The following is a 20121-nucleotide window of genomic DNA, read 5'->3' as shown; positions in this document are numbered from 1 at the left end:
GGTCCATGAGCACCGAGCCGGCCGCGCCGCACCAAGCTGCACCCAACCAAGCCGCACCGCACACACCGCCGAACCGCATCGAGGACCACGCCCTGATCGGCGACACCGGCACCGCTGCCCTGGTCGGCCGCGACGGGACCATCGACTGGGCGTGTTTGCCGCGCTTCGACAGCTCGTCCACCTTCGCCTCGCTGCTCGGCACCGAGGACCACGGCCACTGGACCCTGCGACCCGTCGACGACGAGGCCACGGCCGAGTGGCGGTACCACGGCGACACCCTGGTGCTCTCGACCGTGTGGACCACCCGTGACGGTGTGGTCGAGGTCACCGAGTTCATGCCCGTCGGCGCGCACCGCCCCTCGATCGTCCGCCGGGTGCGCGGGCTCCGCGGCACCGTCGAACTCCGGCAGACGCTCCGGATCCGGTTCGACTACGCGCGGGCCCTGCCGTGGATCCGGCAGATCGGGGACGACGACGAACCGGCGCTGCTCGCGACGGCCGGTCCGGGCTCGGTGATCGTGCGGGGACCGCAGTTCCGCGCCGACGACCACCGGCACACCGCCGTCACGACGATCCACGACGGCGACGTGCTCGACACCGTGCTCACCTGGTACCCGTCGCACCGCGAGCCGCCGGAGCCACTCGACGTCGACGCGGCCCTCGCCCACACGGTGCAGTGGTGGACGGCGTGGACCGCCCCGGCGCAGACCACCGGTCGGTACGCCGACGCCGCACGACGGTCGCTGGTGTTCCTCCGCGCGATGACCCACGGCGACACCGGTGGCATCGTCGCCGCCGCGACCACGGGCCTGCCGGAGGACCCGGGCGGCGAACGCAACTGGGACTACCGCTACGTGTGGCTGCGCGACGCGTCCCTCGCGCTCGCCTCGCTCATCGCCCACGGGTACCGCGACGAGGCCACGCACTGGCGCGGCTGGCTGCTGCGCGCGATCGCTGGTGACCCCGCCGACGTGCAGATCATGTACGGCATCGCCGGCGAACGCGAGCTGCCCGAACGGGAGCTGCCCGAGCTGCCCGGGTACCTCGGCTCGACGCCCGTGCGCGTCGGCAACGGCGCCTCGACCCAGTACCAGGGCGACGTCTTCGGCGAGGTGCTCGCGGCACTGCACGACGCCCGCGAGCTCGGTGTCGAGGAGAACGCCGACTCGTGGGCGCTGCAGCGGGCGCTGCTCGGCTACGTCGAGGAGCACTGGCAGGAGCCGGACAACGGCATCTGGGAGATGCGCGGCCCCCGGCGGAGCTTCACGCACTCGCGGGTGATGATCTGGGCCGCGTTCGACCGCGGGGTCGCCGCGGTCGAGGAGTTCGGCCTCGAGGGCCCCGTCGACCGGTGGCGCACCCTGCGCGACACCGTCCGCGCCGAGATCGAGGAGCACGGCTGGAACGCGGAGCGCGGTTCGTTCCGCCAGCACTACGACACCGACGAGGTCGACGCGAGCCTGCTCGTCCTGCCGCAGGTCGGGTTCTGCCGCGCCGACGACCCCCGGATGACGGGCACCGTGCGCGCCATCGAGGAGGACCTGCGGGTCGGCGACGACGGCCTCGTGCTCCGCTACCGCACGACGGCCGGCTTCGACGGGCTGTCCGGCGCCGAGCACCCGTTCCTGGCGTGCTCGTTCTGGCTGGTGGAGCAGTACGCCGCCTCGGGCCGGGTCGAGGACGCCGAGCGCCTGATGGACGTGCTCGTCGGGTACGCCAACGACGTCGGCATGCTCTCCGAGGAGATCGACGTCGCCACCGGACACCACATCGGGAACACCCCGCAGGTGCTGTCGCACCTGACGCTCGTGTCGGCAGCGGACGCCATCGAGCGCGCCCGTGGCGCGACCGTCGGGCACCGCACGCGGTTGCCCGTCCACGACGGCGGCACCCGGTCGTGGACCGGCGAGGGTGAGCGCGCCGGCTCCCCCGCCTGATGCGTCCCGCGATGCCCTGATGGCGACCCCACGACGGACGGGAGGCCCGGTGCCAGCTGGCACCGGGCCTCCCGTCCGTCAGGGCGTCCGTTCAGGACGTCAGCAGCGCGTCCGTCAGGACGACGACTCCCAGTCCGCCGGGCCGCGCGAACCGGCGCGGTACTCCTCGAGCGGGACCTCGTCGGCCTTCCACGCGGCAACGACCGGCTCCACGATCTCCCAGCAGCGCTCGGCCACGTCACCGCGGATGGAGAGCAGCGGGTCGTCGTGGAAGATGCCGTTCAGGACCTCGCCGTACGGGGTGAGCTCGCCGTCGCTGAACGACGACGACAGGGTGACCTGGCCCATCTCGAACGGGTTGCCACCGCCGTTGGCCGACACGGTCAGCTCGATCTCGTCCGGGTTCAGGACGATGCGGAGCGTGTCCGCCTTCGGGCGACCGCTCAGGCCGGAGGGCAGGCGGGTGACCGGCTTGAAGGTGATCAGCACCTCTTTCCGGCTGTTGCCGAGTGCCTTGCCGGAGCGCAGCGTGAACGGAACGCCCTTCCAGCGGGCCGTGTCGACCTCGACCGAGATCTCGGCGAGCGTCTCGGTGCTCCGCGACTTGTCGACGCCGTCCTCGTCCTGGTACGACGGCAGCTCCTTGCCGTCGATCGTGCCGGCCGTGTAGACGGCGCGACGCGACGCGATCTTCGGGTCGCCGCCCTTGAGCTGGGTCGAACGGAGCACCCGGGCCAGGGACGAGCGGAACTCGACCGCGTCGATGTCCGCCGGGGCGTCCATCGTCACGATGCCGAGGATCTGCAGCAGGTGCGACTGGATCATGTCGACCATCGCGCCGGCCTCGTCGTAGTACTGGGCGCGGTTCTCGAGCCCGAGGGTCTCGTCGTAGAAGACGTCGACCTTCTCGATGTTGTCGGCGTTCCAGATCGGCTCGAACAGGCGGTTCGCGAAGCGCAGACCGATGATGTTCAGGACCGTGGTGCGGCCGAGGAAGTGGTCGGTGCGGTGCACGCGCTCTTCCGGGACCAGCTTCAGCACCGTCTCGTTGAGGGCCTGGGCGCTGGCGACGTCGGTGCCGAAGGGCTTCTCGAAGGCGAGGGTCGTGCCCTCGGGGAGCTCGACGTGCTCGAGAGCCTCGCAGATGTCGGAGGCGATCTGCGGCGGGAGGGCGAAGTACAGGATCGGCTCGGAGTCGGCCGCGGCCAGGAGCGCCTCGAGGTGCTTCGGGTCGGTGGGGTCGCCCTGGATGAACTGCGTCGACTCGATGGTCGCGTCGACCTCCGGCCCCTTGACGTCCTGCGACGCGAAGGACTGCGTGACGATGTCCTTCCACTTCTCGGGGCTGCGCTCGCTGCGGCCCGTGCCGATCAACTGCACGGGGACGGCACGGCCGCTCTGCAGGAACGTGCCGAGGCCCGGCAGGAGCAGGCGGGAGGCGAGGTCGCCCGTCGCGCCGAAGATGATGAGGGTGCGCTTGTCGGTCACCTGAGGTGACTCCTTTCGCTGTGGTGGGAGGTCCGCTCCAGTCAAGTCGCGGGCGGGCCCGTTTGTTCCGGATCGGGACCGGAGTTCGTCTCCTGGACGCACTTCGGGCGGCACCGTTCTGGTGCCGCCCGAAGTGTCAGGTGCGCTGCAGCGCCGGGTCAGTGCCCGAAGTTGCCGCGGTAGTACTCGTAGACCCAGCCGACCAGGGTGATCGCCACGAGGACGAGTCCGATCGGGACGATCCACAGGCCGGCGGCCACACCGAGGAAGCACACGGCGACCGCGGCGGCCAGCAGGATCGGCCACCACGACCAGGGGCTGAAGTGCCCGAGCTCGGCGTCGCCGTCCTCGATGTTGGCGTCGGGACGGTCCTCGGGCAGGACACCGCCCTGGGACGCCATGACCTTGCCCAGGTAGAACGCGATGAACGCGGACATCAGGCCGGTCAGACCGATGGCAACGGTGCCCACCCACTCGGGCTCGCCGTAGTAGATCAGCGCCCAGATCGTGTAGGCGGCGTCCGCCAGGATGAAGAACCCGAAGAGGATCCAGAACAGGTTGGTGTTCGCGCGCATGGCGTTACTTCACCTCGCCCTTCGCGGCGTCGTAGGTCGGGGCATCGGGGGCGTCCTTCGCGGGACCCACACCGATCGGCACACCGGCCTCGGGGTGGTTCAGGTCGAAGGCCGGGGACTCCGAACGGATGCGCGGGATCGACGTGAAGTTGTGGCGCGGCGGCGGGCAGGAGGTCGCCCACTCGAGCGAGCGGCCGTAGCCCCACGGGTCGTTCACGGCGACCTTCGGTGCGTTCCGGGCGGTCACGTAGACGTTGAAGATGAACGGCAGGAACGAGATCGCGAGGATCATCGAGCCGATCGTCGACAGCTGGTTCATCCAGGTGAAGCCGTCGTTCGGCAGGTAGGTCGCGTAGCGACGCGGCATGCCGATGACGCCCAGCCAGTGCTGGATGAGGAACGTGGTGTGGAACCCGATGAACAGGAGCCAGAAGTGGATCTTGCCGAGACGCTCGTTGAGCATCTTGCCGGTCCACTTCGGCCACCAGAAGTAGAAGCCGGAGAACATCGCGAACACGACGGTGCCGAAGACCACGTAGTGGAAGTGCGCGACGACGAAGTACGAGTCGGACACGTGGAAGTCGAGCGGCGGCGACGCCAGGATGACACCGGTCAGACCACCGAACGTGAAGGTGATCAGGAAGCCGAGGGCCCAGAGCAGCGGGGTCTCGAACGTGACCGAACCGCGCCACATCGTGCCGACCCAGTTGAAGATCTTCACGCCGGTCGGGACCGCGATCAGCATCGTCATGAGCGAGAACCACGGGAGCAGGACTCCGCCGGTGACGTACATGTGGTGCGCCCACACCGTGACCGAGAGGGCCGCGATGGAGATGGTCGCGTAGACCAGGGTCTTGTACCCGAAGATCGGCTTGCGGCTGAACACCGGGAAGACCTCGGAGACGATGCCGAAGAACGGCAGCGCGATGATGTAGACCTCGGGGTGCCCGAAGAACCAGAACAGGTGCTGCCAGAGCAGGGCCCCGCCGTTGGCCGGGTTGAAGATCTGTGCGTCGAACACGCGGTCGAGCCCGAGGCCGAAGAGCGCCGTCGCGAGGACCGGGAAGGCCATCAGGACGAGGAGCGCCGTCACGAGGGTGTTCCACGTGAAGATCGACATGCGGAACATGGTCAGACCCGGGGCACGCATCGTGATGATCGTCGTGATGAAGTTCACCGCGCCGAGGATCGTCGAGAAGCCGGTCATGCCGAGCCCGAAGACCCAGAGTGTTCCGCCGAGCCCTGGTGTGAACGTCGTGTCACTCAGTGGCGCGTAGGCGAACCACCCGAACGAGGCAGCGCCCTGCGGGGTGAGGAAGCCGCCGACCGCGATGAGCGAGCCGAACAGGTAGAGCCAGAAGGCGAAGCCGTTGAGTCGCGGGAAGGCGACGTCGGGCGCACCGATCTGGAGCGGCATGATCGCGTTCGCGAAGCCGGAGAACAGTGGCGTCGCGAACATCAGCAGCATGATCGTGCCGTGCATCGTGAACAGCTGGTTGTACTGCTCCTTCGTCGCGACCACGTGCAGGCCGGGTTCGAAGAGCTGGGCACGGATCACGAGGGCCATCACACCTGCGAGCAGGAAGAAGATGAACGACGCGATCAGGTACATGTACCCGATGGTCTTGTGATCGGTGGAGGTGATCCACCGGACGACGATGTTGCCCTTCCGACCCACCTTCGACGCCTGGAAGTCCGGCGACGAGGTCTGGGTCGGTTGGCCGACGAGTGACGTTGTCATCTGACGAGCCCCTACTTGTTCTCGCTGGACGCCTCGACCGGCGCCTTGTTGTTCGGTTCGTTGGTGTTGGTGTTGTACTCGTCACCGAGCAGACCGACCTTGCCCTGGTCCTTCAGGGTGTCGAGGTAGTCCTGGTACTGCGCCGGCGTGACGACCTTCACCTGGAAGAGCATCAGCGAGTGGTACTCACCGCAGAGCTCCGCGCACTTGCCCTGGTACGTGCCGAGCTTCTCCGGGATGAAGTACTCCCAGTTGGTCTTGCCCGGGAGCATGTCCTTCTTGTACAGGAAGTCGATGACCCAGAAGGAGTGGTCGACGTCGCGCGAGGAGAGCTCGATCGCGACCTTCTTGCCCTTCGGCAGGTAGAGGGTCGGCAGCTGCGACTCGTCGATCGCCCCGTTGGCGTTCTCTTCTTCCTGGGCCTGGATGCCCTGGTAGTAGACGCTCTCTTCGGGGTTGTCCTTGTTGATGTAGTTGAAGTCCCACGCCCAGCGCTTGCCGTACACGTGCACGGTGGCGTCCGGGTCTGCGAAGGGCTTCTCGATCGCGGCCTGGTCCTTCGCGGTGAAGGCGAAGAAGCCGAGCACGAGGATCAGCGGCACGATCGTGTAGAAGATCTCGAGCGGCATGTTGTACCGCATCTGCACGGGCAGGCCGGTCTGGCCCTTCCGGCGGCGGTAGACGATCGCGGCCCAGATGATCAGGCCCCAGACGATGAGACCGACGGCGAGGAGAACGACCCAGCTGGTGGTCCACAGGCCGACGATGCGGCTCGTGTGGTTGGTGACGTTCTTCGTCTCCTCCGTGCCGGGGAGCCATCCGTTCATCTGCTGCTGCGTGCAGCCAGCCAGTGCGATGACCAGACCGACGGCCACCGGGACGGCCGCCCAACGTATACGGCGATTCGAACGCACTGTTACCTCTCGCAAAAGACGTGAGCTTCGGAGGTCAGCCCGTCGAGTCCGACGGCGAGCCGCACGAAGGCGGCGCATGGCTGGCTCCCAGCTTGATTGGAACACTCCTAGCTTACTCGCAGCTCGGTACCGCTCGCGCACACACGACACGGTTCTGGCCTCGATCCGCACGTCTGCGGGCACGATTTCGCCCGGTCACACCGCGCCCCGGCGGGCCACGTCCGGTCACACGAACGCGAGCGGGGAGCAACCCTTCCGGTCGCTCCCCGCTCGCGTGTCGGATCGCTGGCGATCAGTGGAAGCTGTCACCGCAGGCGCAGCTGCCCTGCGCGTTCGGGTTGTCGATCGTGAAGCCCTGCTTCTGGATCGTGTCCTCGAAGTCGATCGTCGCGCCGTCGAGGTACGGGACGCTCATCTTGTCGACGACGACCTCGACCCCGTCGAACTCGGCGGTGACGTCACCGTCGAGCAGGCGCTCGTCGAAGTAGAGCTGGTAGATCAGGCCCGAGCAGCCGCCGGGCTGGACGGCGAGGCGCAGGCGCAGGTCGTCGCGGCCCTCCTGCTCGAGCAGGCTCGCCACCTTGCCGGCAGCGGCGTCGCTCAGGAGGACGCCGTGCGACTGCGTTTCGGTCGCCGGTGCTTCGGTGATGGTGTCGCTCATCGCGCGTCTCCCTCCGGGCGGTGCTGGTCACCGCGCCTGGCGTCGATTGTAAGCACCCTCAGCTGCGCGTCGCGAGCCTGGCGAGCAGGATCGTCTCCGACGCGATGGCACGGTGCAGGACGCCGAGGTGCTGCGACTCGTTCGGGCTGTGGGCGCGCGTGTCCGGGTCCTCGACGCCGGTGACCAGGATCTGCGCGTCCGGGAACTCCGCGGCGAGGTCGGACACGAACGGGATCGACCCGCCGATGCCCTGCTCGACCGCCTCGGCGCCCCAGCCCTCCCGCATGGCCGTTCGGGCCTCCTGGACGGCCCAGCCGGCGGTGTCGACGAGGAACCCGTCGCCGCTGTCCGGCTCGGTGATCTCCATCCGTGCGCCGAACGGGACGTGCTCGCGCAGGTGCCGCTCGACGGCTGCGGACGCCTGCCGGGCGTCCTGGCCGGGGGCGACGCGGACCGAGACCCGTGCCGAGACCGTGGGCAGCAGGGTGTTCGAGGCGTTCGCGACGCTCGGCACGTCCATGCCGGTCACCGTGATCGACGGCTGGAACCACATGCGGGACAGGACGGCGCCGGTGCCGATCGGGCGGACACCGGGCACGAGCGCGGCGTCGACGGCGAGTTCGTCCTCGGTGCGCTCCGGCACGTCGGCCTCGTACGATGTCAGCCCCTCGACGGCGACCGAGCCGTCGGCGTCGTGCAGCGAGGCGAGCAGCCGCACCATGGGGATCATCGCGTCCGGGGCTGCTCCCCCGAACATGCCGCTGTGGCTGGCGTGCTCGAGCGTGGTGAGGGTGAGCTTGAAGGTGACGTTGCCGCGCAGGGAGACCGTGATCGACGGGACCTCGGTGGACCAGTTGTCGCTGTCCGCCACGACGATGACGTCGGCGGCGAGGTGCTCCTTCTGCTCGCGCAGGAACGTGCGGAACGAGCGGGAGCCGAACTCCTCCTCGCCCTCGACGAAGAGCACGATCCCGAGGTCGAGGTCGTCACCGAACTGGGCGTGCACCGCGCGGAGCGACGCGATGTGCGTCATCACGCCGGCCTTGTCGTCCGAGGCACCGCGGCCGTACAGGCGGTCACCGCGGAGGGTCGGCTCGAACGGCGGCGTCTCCCACAGGGCCTCGTCGCCCTGCGGCTGCACGTCGTGGTGGGCGTAGAGCATCACCGTCGGCTTGCCGTTCCGCGCCGGGCGCACCGCGAGCACCGCGGGCTGGCCGAGCTCGGCCTCCGCGTCGGCCTCGGCGACGTCGGCCGTCGAGCCGGACACCGCGGACCGCACGATCCGGACGTCGTCCGCGCCGAACACCCCGGTCGACCGGGCGAGGTCCGCGACGGCCTCGGCACTCGCGCGCACGTTCGCCGGGTCGAAGGCCGACCAGGACACCGACGGCAGGCGCACCAGCGCGGACAGGTCGGCGATCGTCGTGGGCAGTGCACCCTGCACGTGTTCGCGCAGGGCGTCGAGGAGCGCGGGGTCGGTCGCGGGGCTGTGCTGTTCGCTGTCGGTCATGCCCGGTAATCTAGAGGAGATCCCGCACGCACACCGCCGTTAGGAACGCACCGTGGCGAAGGCAGCCCCCAAGACCAACACGACCGTCAACCCGACCGAGGCCGAGCTCCTCGAGCAGGGCAAGGGCCGCCCCACGCCGTCCCGCCGCGAGCGAGAGGCAGCGAACCGCCGCCCCCTCGTCGGCAACACGCCGGTCGACAAGAAGGCCGCCCGTGCCCGCCTCAACTCGGAGCGCGAGCGTGCCCGGGTCGGCATGGCCAACGGCGAGGAGCGCTACCTGCCGGCGAAGGACCGTGGTGAGCAGCGACGCTTCGTCCGCGACTGGATCGACGCCCGCTGGAACGTCGGCGAGGTCATGATGCCCGTGCTCGTGCTGTTCCTGATCGTCGGGTTCGCGGCCGCGCAGACGGTCATCGCGTCCTACTCGCTCCTGCTCGTGTGGGCGTTCGTGGCGCTGTTCATCATCGACTGCGTGGTGCTGTGGCTGTCGCTCCGCCGCAAGCTCACCAACAAGTTCGGCGAGTTCCAGCGCGGCACGTTCCTCTACATCCTCACGCGGGCGTGGCAGCTGCGCTTCCTGCGGCTGCCGAAGCCCCAGGTCCGGCGTGGGCAGTACCCCACGCTCTAGCTCTACGCGCACGACGAAGCGCCGCCCGGCCTGCCGGGCGGCGCTTCGTCGTTCCCGCTCCCCTGTTCCCACTCCCCCACTCCCACGCTCCGCATCGGCGATCGAGTGAGCAGAACACGACGGGTCGACTGGCGAGCCACGGCGTGTTCTGCTCACCCGATGGCGCAGGCGCGCCCCCAGGACGGACTGGAGGCCCGTGGCGGTGTCGCCACGGGCCTCCAGTCCGTCAGGTGGTCGCGTCTACCGCGCGGCGCGACGCAGCCGCCGACGGCGCAGCCGGTTGATGCGCGCGGCCCAGGTCGGCCCCTCGTAGAGGAACGCCGTGTAGCCCTGCACGAGCGTCGCGCCGGCGTCGATGCGGTCCTGCACATCCTGCTCGGTGGTCACACCACCGACGGCGATGACGCAGAAGTCGGCGGGCACTGCGGCGCGGACGCGACGCAGGACCTCGAGCGAGCGGGCGGCGACCGGCGCACCGGAGAGGCCCCCGGCACCCATCGCCTCGACGTCGGACGGATCCGCCGTCAGCCCGTCGCGGGAGATCGTCGTGTTGTTCGCGATCACCCCGGACAGCCCGAGCTCGACCGCGAGGCCCGCGATCGCGTCGATCTGCTCGTCGGTCAGGTCCGGTGCGATCTTGACGAGCACCGGCGTCCGGCCGGCGGCGTCACGCACCGCGGACAGCAGCGGTCGGAGCTGGTCGAGTTCCTGCAGCCCGCGCAGACCGGGCGTGTTCGGCGAGCTGACGTTGACCGCCAGGTAGTCCGCGAACGTCGCGAGCCGGCGGGTGGACTCGAGGTAGTCGTCGATGGCGTCCTCGACGGAGACGACCCGGCTCTTGCCGATGTTCACGCCGATGACCGGTCGGCCGGGGTTGCGGCGGGCGCGCTCGAGGCGTCGGGCGGCCGCTGCGGCGCCGTGGTTGTTGAAGCCCATGCGGTTGATCAGGGCGCGGTCGCCGATCAGCCGGAACAGGCGCGGGCGCTCGTTGCCGGGCTGCGGCTTGGCGGTGATGGTGCCGACCTCGACGTGGCCGAAGCCGAGCAGGCCCAGACCGGCGATGCCGCGGGCGTCCTTGTCGAACCCGGCCGCCAGGCCGAAGCGCGACGGGAAGTGGATGCCCATCGTGGTGATGCCGTCGGCCGCCGCGGGACGGCAGTACCGCTCGACGACGCCGCTCAGGAACGGCACGCGGGGCAGCCCCGCGATGACGGCGAACGCCAGGTGGTGGGCGCGCTCGGGGTCCATGTTCGCGAACACGGAACGGAACACGACGCGGTAGCCGCCGCGCACGATCCGTTCGGCGATGCCGCTCACGCGCGCGTGCCGGACGGTGTGGACGACCCGGCGGCCGTGTCGGATGCCCCGTGGTGGTCGCGGCGGAGCTGGCCGATGGCGTCCTCGAAGTCCTCGAGCGAGTCGAACGCCTGGTAGACGCTCGCGAACCGCAGGTAGGCGACCTCGTCGAGCTCCCGGAGGGGTGCGAGGATCGCGAGGCCGATGTCGTTCGCGTCGATCTGGCTGGATCCGGAGGACCGCACGGTCTCCTCGACGCGCTGCGCGAGCACGGCCAGGTCACCGTCGGTGACCGGGCGCCCCTGGCACGCCTTGCGGACGCCGGAGACGATCTTGTCGCGGCTGAACGGCTCGGTGACACCGTTGCGCTTCACGACGTTGAGCGATGCGGTCTCGGTGGTCGAGAACCGTCGACCGCAGTTGGGGCACTGTCGACGGCGGCGGATGGAGGTTCCGTCGTCGCTCGTCCGTGAGTCGACGACGCGGGAGTCCGGGTGGCGGCAGAAGGGGCAGAACATGTCGTTCCCCAGGCTATCGGTTCGTGCGCTCCGTCACGGCGGCCCCGTGCGCGGGGAGCTGCTCCTCGGTGGACAGGGCGACGATGTGCGGCGCGACCTCGGCCAGGGCCTCGGGCGTGTACCGGACGATCTGCTGGGGTCGCAGGAACGTCGACGCGGACAGCCCGGACCCGAACCGGGCCTGGCCGCCCGTCGGCAGCACGTGGTTCGACCCGGCCAGGTAGTCCCCCAGGCTCACCGGCGTGCTCGGCCCGACGAACACTGCACCGGCGGCGTCGATGTCGGCCAGCACGGCGTCGTCGTCGACCGTCTGGATCTCGAGGTGCTCCGGCCCGTAGGCGTTGCTCACGGTCGCGGCGTCGGTCAGCGAGTCCACCAGGACGATCGCGGACTGCGGTCCGTCCAGGGCGGTCTGGAGGCGCGCAGCCGTCCCGAGCACCGCCGTGCGTTCCGGAATGGCGGCCTCTACCGCGTCGGCGAACGTCGCGGACGTCGTCACCAGCACGCTGCCGGCCTGCTCGTCGTGCTCGGCCTGGCTGATGAGGTCGGCGGCCACGAACCCGGCGTCGGCAGTGTCGTCCGCGATCACGAGGATCTCGGTCGCCCCGGCCTCGGAGTCGATGCCCACCACCCCGCGCACCAGGCGCTTGGCGGCGGCGACGTAGTTGTTGCCCGGACCGGTGACCAGGTCGACCGGCTCGAGGTCGATCTCGGCGACGCCGTACGCCAGCGCGCCGACGGCTCCGGCGCCGCCCATCGCGTAGACCTCGTCGATGCCGAGCAGCCCCGCCGCGGCGAGGATCGTCGGGTGGACCGCGCCGCCGTGGTCGCGCTGCGGCGGCGACACCAAGGCGATCGAGGGCACGCCCGCGACCTGGGCCGCGACGACGTTCATCACGACGCTGGACGGGTAGACGGCCTTGCCACCGGGCACGTAGAGCCCCACGCGGCGCATCGGCTGCCAGCGCTGGTGGACCTCGGCGCCGTCGGCCAGGGTCGTCACGGACGGGGCGGGGATCTGCGCGGCACTCGCGGCGCGGACGCGGCGGATGGCCTCGTCGAGGGCTGCCCGGACCTCGGGCGTGAGCCCGGCCACGGCGGCGGTGATCTCGGCAGCGGGGACCCGGACGTTCGCGGGAGCCCCGCCGTCGAAGCGCTCGGCCTGGTCGTGCAGGGCCGCGGCCCCACGGTGTCGGACGTCCTCGATCAACTCGCGCGCGGCGTCGACCGCGTGCGACACGTCACCCGCGGCGCGGGGCATGAGTCGGAGGAGTTCGGCACGGGCGGGGAGGCCGCCGCGGAGGTCGATTCGCTGCATCATGAGGGGTCCGATCCTACCGAGCCGAACGCCGACGCCCAGTAACGTGAGGGCTGATGAACTTCGAGAAGGCACGGCGCCTCGTGAGCGACCTCGTCCGGGTGAACGAGCGGTACGCCCGCGACGGCCACTACCGCAACGACGTCCGTGAGCGACTCGGCCGGACGGTGTCCCGGGTCGACGTCGGTGTGGCTCGGCGAGAACGCGATCGCGCGCCGCTGGCCGCGCGCCCGTTCGACGGCCTGGTGGAGACGAGCCTGTCGCTCGCCGGCATCCGCACCGTGGACCGCGATCCCGAGGTGGTGCTCGTGGTCGACGAACTCCGCGAGGGTGCCGCCTTCGCCGGGGTGCAGACCGCCCTGGCCGTCGCCCTCGCGCTCGGCGACCGGCTCGGCCGGCGGGTCCGCGTCGTCATGGTCCGGTGGACGACACCCGGCAACAGTGCCGCCGCAGCCGAGGCGCTCGTCGCCGACCGGTTCCCGGAGTCGCGCGTCGACGGACGTCCCGGCGTCCGCGTGGTCCGGCGCGAGGACGTCCTGGACACCGAGTTCGGCCGCGACGACGTCTGGGTCGCCACGCACTGGAAGACCGCGCACCCGATCGACGTCGCCGTCACCGCCGGGGTCGTCCCCCGGCACCGCGTCGTGTACCTGGTGCAGGACTACGAACCCGGCTTCAGCCCGTGGTCGACCGAGTACGCGGTCGCTGCCTCGACCTACCGCGCCGGCTTCCGGATGCTCGTGAACTCCGAGCCGCTGCGCCGGTACCTGGCCGACGTCGAGGGCCTCGACGTCCCCTCCGAGCACACCTTCGCACCGCACCTCGACCTCGAGCTGCTCGAACGCGTGGCCGCTGCCCGCAAGCACGAGGACGTGGTCCGGGTCCTCTTCTACGGCCGTCCGAGCAAGCACCGGAACCTGTTCCGCCTCGGCGTCGCCGCGCTGCGGGTCGCGGTGCAGGAGCTGGCCGACGACGGCATCCGGGTCGAGTTCCACTCGGCCGGTGAACAGCACGGCGACGTCGAGCTCGACGGGGGCCGGGGCGACGTGAAGCTCGTCTCGCACGGCACCATGCCCTGGGACGACTACTTCCGGTTCATCGCATCGACGAACGTGGTGCTGTCGCTCCAGCACAGCCCGCACCCGAGCCACCCACCGTTCGACGGCGCGGTGTCCGGCGCACGCGTCGTGACGAACGAGTTCCGCGGCACCCGGGCGCACCTGCACCCGAACCTCGAGGCGGTCCCCGCCGACGCCCGTTCCCTCGGCCTGGCCGTCGCCGACGCCGTCCGGCAGGCAGCTGCGGACGGCCCGACCGGGCACGTGCCCCTGGCCGCGGGGGTGCTCGGTGGCCCGCTGGAGACCGCCGTCGACGCCCTCGCACGTGCACTCGAAGCAGAGGAGTCCACCCGATGACCCGCTCCACCCTCGTCGTCGTGCCCGTGTACGGCGACCTCGACTCCCTGCTGCGGTGCGTCGACGGGCTCCTCGAGCACCTCGACACCGAGCGGCACCGCGCCCTGTTCGTCAACGACTGCGGGCCCGAGGCCGACGCCATCGAGCGGGCGCTGCTCGACCGGATCGGCGACCGCCCCGGATTCCGGTACGAGCGGAACGACCACAACCTCGGGTTCGTCGGCACGTGCAACCGTGCTGTGGACGAACTCGACCGCGGTGCCGACGAGCCCGACACCGAGGCCGTCCTGCTCCTCAACAGCGACGCCGTGCCGACGGCGGGGTTCCTCGACGCGATGCTCGCGGTCCTCGACGAGGACCGCACCGGCGTCGTCACCGCGCGCAGTGACAACGCGACGATCGCGAGCATCCCCTACCGCCTGACCAACCGGGGCGCGGCCCGCACCGAGGACCGCACCCGACGGGTCTGGGGCGAGCTCGCACCGCTGCTCCCGGTGTCCCAGGTCCTGCCCGTCGCGATGGGGTTCTGCTTCCTCACCCGCCGCGAGCTGATCGCCGAGCACGGTCTGTTCGACGAGGCCTTCGCGCCCGGTTACGGCGAGGAGAACGACTACTGCCTCCGGATCGCCGCCCACGGCTGGCTCGCCAAGATCGCCAACCGCGCGCTGGTCCTGCACGCCGGCGGCAAGAGCTTCTCCGGCAACCGCAGCGCCCTGCGCGCCGCACACCAGCGCGTGCTCGAGGGTCGCTACCCGTTCCTGCCGGACGCAGTGGCCGCGTACCAGCGGCACGGCATGACGGCGACCGAGCGATTCGCCGACGTCCTCGTCCCCTCGGGGCAGCGCCCGCGGCTCGCCGTGGACCTGCGGCACGTCGAGGACGCCGACACGCTCGTCCGCCAGGTCGAAGCGGCCTTCGGGGACGGCTTCGACCTGGAGGCCCGGCTCCCCGCCGGCACGTCGGCACCGGCCGCGTGGACCGTGACCACCGGAGACCCCAGCCCCGACGACCTCGTCACCGTCGCCGTGCTCGTGGACCCGGCGCCCGCGGACGTCGTCACGGCAAACCGCCGGGCGCTCCACCTGGTGGTCGTCCGGGCCGCGCAGAACGCGGTGCCGTGGTCGTCGCGAGCGCACCGGACGGGCGCCGACACCCTCGCGGCCGTCGTGGACCACTTCGCCGTGGTCGTCGCACCGGGCGCGGTCACCGACGCCCGTGCACGCATCGAGGACGCGCTGACGGCCCCGCTCGCGGGCACGGCCGACGCGCTCGAACGTCGGTGGGCGGCGCTGCTCCCCCTCGACCTCACGGCCGCCGACGTCGCCGCAGCCAGCGCAGCGGACGAGGTCGTGCGCCTGCGCCGCGAGCTCACCGACCTGCGCGCGAGCAGGTCCTTCCGCACCGGCCAGGCGATCGCGAAGGTCGCCGCACGACTGCCGGGGCGCCGCTGATGGCCGAGGCGAAGGGCATCGGCCGCGTCGCACGGCGCCTCGCCCGACCCTTCCGGGGCCCGGACAGACCGCTGACCGTGACCGACCGGCTCGACCGCTGGGCCCGTCGGATCGCCGAGTTCGAGGTGCTGGACCGCGCGTACTTCGAGGCACAGACCGGACGGACGTTCGACACCGACGCCGACGCCGTCGCGTTCTACGTGCACAACGACGGGCAGCGGGGGCTCTCGCTGCACCCGCTCATCGAGCACGAGTGGATGCGCGAGCACCAGCCCGTCCCCGCGATGTCCTGGTACGACGCCCTGCACCAGGAGGGCCCCGAGCTCTTCCAGACCGGGCCGCTCTTCGACGCAGGCGTGTACGCCGCCTCGGTGCCGGGAGCCGACCGCCCGGCGTCCACGCTCGATGCGCTCCGGCACTTCCTGCGGAACGCGACCGATGCGACCACGCTCCCCGTGCCTCCAGGCCGCCGTGGCGACGCTCCCACCTGGGGCGCCGCACGCGACGCAGCCGTCGCCGATGCGCGCGCCTTCGCCGGTGCGCAGCACCGCACCCGGCGACGCTACCGGTCCACGTGGGACGGGCCCGAGGTCGCCGAGGCCCTCGGCCGGTACCCGCGCGGTGTCGCGCGGCGCGACGCGGAGCAACCGCTCGTGTCGATCGTGATGCCGGTGTACCGGCGCGCCGACGTGGTCGGTGCGGCGATCGCTTCGGTGCGAGCGCAGCAGCACACGAACTGGGAACTCCTCGTGGTCGACGACGGGTCCGGCGACAACACCGTCGACGTCGTGCGCGGGCTCGCTGCCGAAGACGGGCGCATCCGGCTCCTCGAGCGGGAGAACGGCGGTGCCGGCGCCGCACGGAACACCGGAATCGCGGCCGTGCGTGGCGACTTCGTCGCGTTCCTCGACGCCGACAACACCTGGCGTCCGGAACACCTGACCGCAGCCCTCGCGGCACTGCTCGAGACCGACGGGCCCGCCGTGCACACGGGGCTGCGGATGGTCGGCGCGAACAACGCGGACGACCGGACCGCTCCCGTCGAGACGTACCGTGGCGAGGACGGCACGCTCGACGACCTGCTCGCGGGCAACTTCATCGACCTCAACGCGCTCGTGGTCCGCCGTGACGTCGCCGCAGGGGTCGGCCCGTTCGACGAGACGCTCCGACGCTGGATCGACTGGGAGTGGCTGCTCCGCATCGGGCAGCGGTTCGGGGTGCCCGCGTACGTGCCCGTCATCGGCGTCGACTACGACAACGTGCGGGACCAGCGACGGGTCTCCTCCGCCCAGCCCGCGTCGTGGCAGGAGGTCGCGCTCGCCCGCCACCGCATCGATTGGGACGCCCTGGCGTCCGCAGCACCGACGCGCGACACCGGACTCGTCTCGATCGTCGTCCCGGTGTTCCGCGACTGGAGGATGACCCGGCGCGCAGTCGATGCCGTCCTCGGCGCGGCCGACCACGACGGCGACCGCGTCGAGGTCGTCCTGGTCGACAACGGCTCTCCGCGATCGGTCTCCGCGATCCTCGGTGCATGGTTCCGTGACGAATCCCGGGTGGTCCTGCAGCGCGAGGACCGGAACCGGAACTTCGCCCTGGGCAGCGACCTCGGACTCGCCCGGTCCTCGGGCGGCACCGTCGTCATGCTCAACAACGACACCGAGGTCACCACCGGCTGGCTGCGGCCGCTCGTCAGCGCGCTGGACGACCCGTCGGTCCTCGGCGCGCAGCCCCTGCTCGTGTACCCGGACGGCGTCGTGCAGGCCGCCGGCACGGTGTTCGGCGGGGACAAGGTGCTGCCCTGGCACTTCCTCGGCGAGCACCCGCGGCACGACGCCGACCGCGTGTTCGGGTCGGGCTCCGCCGGCGCAGCGCGGTTCTCGGCGATCACCGCAGCCGCCGCGGCGTTCCGTGCCGTCGACCTGATCCGCTGGCACGGGTTCGACCCCGTGTACGCCAACGGGCTGGAGGACGTGGACCTGTGCCTCCGCGCACTGACGACGTCACCGGCGGGCTCCGCCTTCGTCGTCGTCCCGTCGTCGGTCGTCGTCCACCACGAGAGCCGCACGCCGGGCCGGGACGACGCCCGCGTCGACAACCGCCGCGTCTTCGACGAGCGCTGGCGCGGGCGGTACCCCGACGCCGACGCCGACGCCCGGTACGACGCAGCCGGACTGCGCTACCTCGGAGTGGACCCCGGGCTCCCCAAGGGCCACGGCGTGATGGTGCGGTCCTCGCGACCGGTCGTCGTCCGGGAGGAGGGGGCTGCAGGCTTCCGTGTCGCCGTCAAGCACGACGGCACGCGCGTCGCGGACGTGTCCGCACTGGTCACCGCACTCGAGGCCGCGGGACACGTGGTGCAGGTCGACATGCCGACGTCCTGGTACCGGGGATCCAGCGGGTTGGACGAGGTGACCGTGCTGGTCGTGGGGGCACCGTCTTCGGGGCCGGGTGGTTCGTCGTTCGTGCCGCAGCCGGGGGCGCGGAACGTCGTGTGGCTGGCTGAGGGGCAGTCCGTCGCGGACGGGGACTTCGCCGTCGTGGTCGGGGCTGTGGCGGAGGCGGGGCAGGTCGTCCGGTCGCTGTGAGCGCTCCCTCGGCGCAGGTGGCGAGCGAACACCACGAGCCCGCGGAGCTGAGCGCGTTTCGATTCTGAGGCGGATTCTTCGGGCACGTTCACCAGGTTCCGAGACAAACGAGGCCTGCTGTTCACCTTGCCGGAGCAGGCTGCTCGCATGTCGCTCCTCTCGGATGCAATGCGGTCGACCTTCACGACCAAGTGCGCTGTGTGCGGCGCGGTCATCCGGAAGCGCGATGCGCTCGACCACGAGGGGCTGGCGTTCTGCTCGGTCCTCCACGAGGCCGAGTACATCGTCGCGACGCTGGACTGAGCGCCGACCGACCTCATCTCACTGGTTGAGACCCATCGTCGCCGCTGCCTGCCGGATGAACAGGCGCATGCGGACCGCCGCCTCTGCGGAGACGTGCGGGAGCGGGTGCTCGCCGTCCTCGGACATGCCGCCACCCCACGAGTTGTTGGAGGCCCGGGCGAAGGCGAACGGATCCGCGACCACCCACCCTCGTCGCGCACCGAGGTCGAACAAGTGCCGGTTCGCCACGACACCGTTCGTACGCTGGTTCACCGTGCCGTTGGTGCGGTTGTTCGGCGGGACCAAGCAGATCAGGGGTGTCTGACACTCCGCGAACCGCACGATCTTCTCGATGTTCGCGGTCATCTCCTCAAAGGGCACGCCCTCCCGGACGTCGTTCATGCCGATCATGACCACGAGCACGTCGGCCAGTGAACGACGGACCTGACCGAACGCACGCTCGGACGTCGCACCGTCCTCGGCGAAGCCTCCGACCAGCCGAAGACGGCGATCGCCGAGCTGGTCACGCCAGGACTCGGGGCGGGCCGTGACCGAGTCACCCGACACGGCGAAGGTCAGCGGTGTATCGGTGGTGATCTTGGATCGAGCTCTGAACATCCCTCGATGCTATCGACCGGAGCACCGGCGACCCCTCGTAGGATCGCCATGTGGCTCCAACAGCGCGCTCGCGTCCTCGCGACGGCCGTCCACCGCGGCTCGCGGTCTTCCCCGTCTACCGCGACAACCCGTACCTGAACCTCATGCTCCTGGCTCCACGCGCCTCGGGGTGGGACGTCCTCGAGTCCGCGAGGCTCGAGCGTTTCGAGCACGACCTGAGCTCCCTCGGCACCGGAGACGTCGTGCACGTGCACTGGACAGCTCCGATCGTGCAGCGTGCGGACGACGCCGCCGAGGCCGTTGCCCGACTCGCTCGGTTCCGAGCCGCGGTCGACGGAGCGCGGGCACACGGCGCCCGGGTCGTCTGGACGATCCACAACGCGCTCGCACACGATGTCCGGCACGAGGAGCACGAGATCGCGCTGAACCGCTACTTGGCCGCGACCGCGGACACGGTGCACGTCATGAACTCCCGCACGAGCGACGTGGTGGCGCCGTTCTACGACCTCTCCGGGCGAACGGTCGAACACCTCCCCCACCCGAGCTACCGCGGCATCTACGACGGCAACGGGTCCCGGGCGGAGGCACGAGCACGTTTCGGACTCGATGACGACGACGTCGCCGTGCTCTTCTTCGGACAGATCCGTCCGTACAAGGGAGTCGACGTCCTGATCGAGGCCCTGCAGCAGGCGTCCGCCGCCGGCCGGTTCGTCCTCCTGCTCGCCGGGAGGACGTCGGCCGAGGACGAAGCGACCATCGATCGGCTCGTGCCCGAAGGGCTCCGCACCGTCCGTCACCACGACTACGTGGCCGACGCCGAGGTCAAGCGCTGGTTCGACGCCGCGGACATCGCGGTGCTGCCGTACCGGCGCGTCCTGAACTCCGGCAGCCTCCACCTCGCCGCGACCTTCGGCGTGCCGGTCGTGCTGCCCGACGAAGCGCACCTCCGGAGCGACTTCGGCGGTGAAGCCTGGGTCCGGTGGTTCGAACCCGGTGATGCCGGCGCGCTCGCCCGGGTGCTGTCGGAGCCGTTGCCGGAAGGCGGTGCCGCACTCGGGTTCACGGCCCGGCTCGCGCCGTTCGCGGTCTCCCGCCGGTACGAGGCGCTCCTGCGGCGCACGACGGCTGGCCTGCCGACGCGGACCGCCACGCGCCCTGAGGCATAATCAACCCTTGTTGCT

Annotated in this window: 17 protein-coding genes; 7 read left to right on the top strand and 10 right to left on the bottom strand. The window is 70.7% G+C overall.

Annotated elements, in window-relative coordinates; genetic code table 11:
- Positions 1-5: 5 nt before the first annotated feature.
- Positions 6-1937, top strand: a complete 1932-nt coding sequence (locus DEJ08_RS07580; RefSeq protein ID WP_111054983.1) for a glycoside hydrolase family 15 protein — start codon at positions 6-8, stop codon at positions 1935-1937.
- A gap of 114 nt (positions 1938-2051) precedes the next feature.
- On the opposite strand, the gene DEJ08_RS07575 is transcribed toward DEJ08_RS07580, so the two are convergent.
- The 6 genes from DEJ08_RS07575 to DEJ08_RS07550 form a co-directional block, all read right to left on the bottom strand.
- Entirely contained in the window at positions 2052-3425 is a 1374-nt protein-coding gene (locus DEJ08_RS07575) for a glucose-6-phosphate dehydrogenase (protein WP_071405720.1), read from the bottom strand.
- 158 nt (positions 3426-3583) lie between these two features.
- On the bottom strand, positions 3584-4000 hold the full coding sequence (locus DEJ08_RS07570; protein WP_111030352.1) for a cytochrome c oxidase subunit 4: 417 nt from the start codon (positions 3998-4000) through the stop codon (positions 3584-3586).
- Between the two features lie 4 nt (positions 4001-4004).
- On the bottom strand, positions 4005-5741 hold the full coding sequence (ctaD, locus tag DEJ08_RS07565) for an aa3-type cytochrome oxidase subunit I (protein WP_027465266.1): 1737 nt from the start codon (positions 5739-5741) through the stop codon (positions 4005-4007).
- A gap of 11 nt (positions 5742-5752) precedes the next feature.
- Positions 5753-6655 (bottom strand): aa3-type cytochrome oxidase subunit II, encoded by a 903-nt coding sequence (gene ctaC, locus DEJ08_RS07560; RefSeq protein ID WP_027465265.1) that lies wholly within the window; start codon positions 6653-6655, stop codon positions 5753-5755.
- A gap of 292 nt (positions 6656-6947) precedes the next feature.
- The gene (locus DEJ08_RS07555; protein ID WP_035808216.1) at positions 6948-7316 is read right to left on the bottom strand and encodes a HesB/IscA family protein; all 369 of its coding nucleotides are present in this window, start codon (positions 7314-7316) and stop codon (positions 6948-6950) included.
- 58 nt (positions 7317-7374) lie between these two features.
- Positions 7375-8826 carry a dipeptidase gene (locus tag DEJ08_RS07550; RefSeq protein ID WP_111054958.1) on the bottom strand — a complete coding sequence of 484 codons (1452 nt, stop codon included), beginning with the start codon at positions 8824-8826 and terminating at the stop codon, positions 7375-7377.
- A gap of 52 nt (positions 8827-8878) precedes the next feature.
- On the opposite strand from DEJ08_RS07550, the gene DEJ08_RS07545 reads away from it, so the two are divergent.
- Positions 8879-9454 carry a DUF3043 domain-containing protein gene (locus DEJ08_RS07545; RefSeq protein WP_111023129.1) on the top strand — a complete coding sequence of 192 codons (576 nt, stop codon included), beginning with the start codon at positions 8879-8881 and terminating at the stop codon, positions 9452-9454.
- 240 nt (positions 9455-9694) lie between these two features.
- Here DEJ08_RS07545 and DEJ08_RS07540 read toward each other — a convergent pair whose 3' ends face one another.
- The 3 genes from DEJ08_RS07540 to hisD are packed head-to-tail and all read right to left on the bottom strand — an operon-like array spanning position 9695 to position 12589.
- Positions 9695-10771 carry a quinone-dependent dihydroorotate dehydrogenase gene (locus tag DEJ08_RS07540; protein ID WP_084741082.1) on the bottom strand — a complete coding sequence of 359 codons (1077 nt, stop codon included), beginning with the start codon at positions 10769-10771 and terminating at the stop codon, positions 9695-9697.
- Positions 10768-11268 (bottom strand): transcriptional regulator NrdR, encoded by a 501-nt coding sequence (nrdR, locus tag DEJ08_RS07535; protein WP_111054959.1) that lies wholly within the window; start codon positions 11266-11268, stop codon positions 10768-10770. The genes DEJ08_RS07540 and nrdR overlap by 4 nt, the downstream gene beginning before the upstream one ends.
- Before the next feature lie 13 nt (positions 11269-11281).
- Complete coding sequence (gene hisD / locus DEJ08_RS07530) at positions 11282-12589, bottom strand: histidinol dehydrogenase (protein WP_111054960.1); 1308 nt, start codon at positions 12587-12589, stop codon at positions 11282-11284.
- Between the two features lie 53 nt (positions 12590-12642).
- Here hisD and DEJ08_RS07525 point away from each other — a divergent pair, with 53 nt between their 5' ends.
- The 4 genes from DEJ08_RS07525 (at position 12643) to DEJ08_RS07510 (ending at position 18343) form a co-directional block, all read left to right on the top strand.
- Positions 12643-14001, top strand: coding sequence for a rhamnosyltransferase WsaF family glycosyltransferase (locus DEJ08_RS07525; RefSeq protein WP_111023125.1), 1359 nt, complete (start codon positions 12643-12645; stop codon positions 13999-14001).
- The gene (locus DEJ08_RS07520; RefSeq protein ID WP_111054961.1) at positions 13998-15452 is read left to right on the top strand and encodes a glycosyltransferase family 2 protein; all 1455 of its coding nucleotides are present in this window, start codon (positions 13998-14000) and stop codon (positions 15450-15452) included. The genes DEJ08_RS07525 and DEJ08_RS07520 overlap by 4 nt, the downstream gene beginning before the upstream one ends.
- On the top strand, positions 15452-18040 hold the full coding sequence (locus DEJ08_RS07515) for a glycosyltransferase (RefSeq protein ID WP_111054962.1): 2589 nt from the start codon (positions 15452-15454) through the stop codon (positions 18038-18040). The genes DEJ08_RS07520 and DEJ08_RS07515 overlap by 1 nt, the downstream gene beginning before the upstream one ends.
- Positions 18041-18187: 147 nt before the next feature.
- Entirely contained in the window at positions 18188-18343 is a 156-nt protein-coding gene (locus DEJ08_RS07510) for a hypothetical protein (RefSeq protein WP_175529707.1), read from the top strand.
- Positions 18344-18361: 18 nt separating this feature from the next.
- On the opposite strand, the gene DEJ08_RS07505 is transcribed toward DEJ08_RS07510, so the two are convergent.
- Positions 18362-18940 (bottom strand): SGNH/GDSL hydrolase family protein, encoded by a 579-nt coding sequence (locus tag DEJ08_RS07505; protein WP_111030345.1) that lies wholly within the window; start codon positions 18938-18940, stop codon positions 18362-18364.
- 50 nt (positions 18941-18990) lie between these two features.
- On the opposite strand from DEJ08_RS07505, the gene DEJ08_RS07500 reads away from it, so the two are divergent.
- The gene (locus DEJ08_RS07500; protein ID WP_111054963.1) at positions 18991-20106 is read left to right on the top strand and encodes a glycosyltransferase; all 1116 of its coding nucleotides are present in this window, start codon (positions 18991-18993) and stop codon (positions 20104-20106) included.
- The last annotated feature ends 15 nt before the right edge of the window (positions 20107-20121 follow it).

The sequence above is a fragment of the Curtobacterium sp. MCLR17_054 genome (assembly GCF_003234335.2).
GTDB lineage: Bacteria > Actinomycetota > Actinomycetes > Actinomycetales > Microbacteriaceae > Curtobacterium > Curtobacterium flaccumfaciens.
The sequence above is the reverse complement of the archived record's forward strand: the minus strand, read 5'-3'. Positions and strand labels throughout refer to the sequence as shown.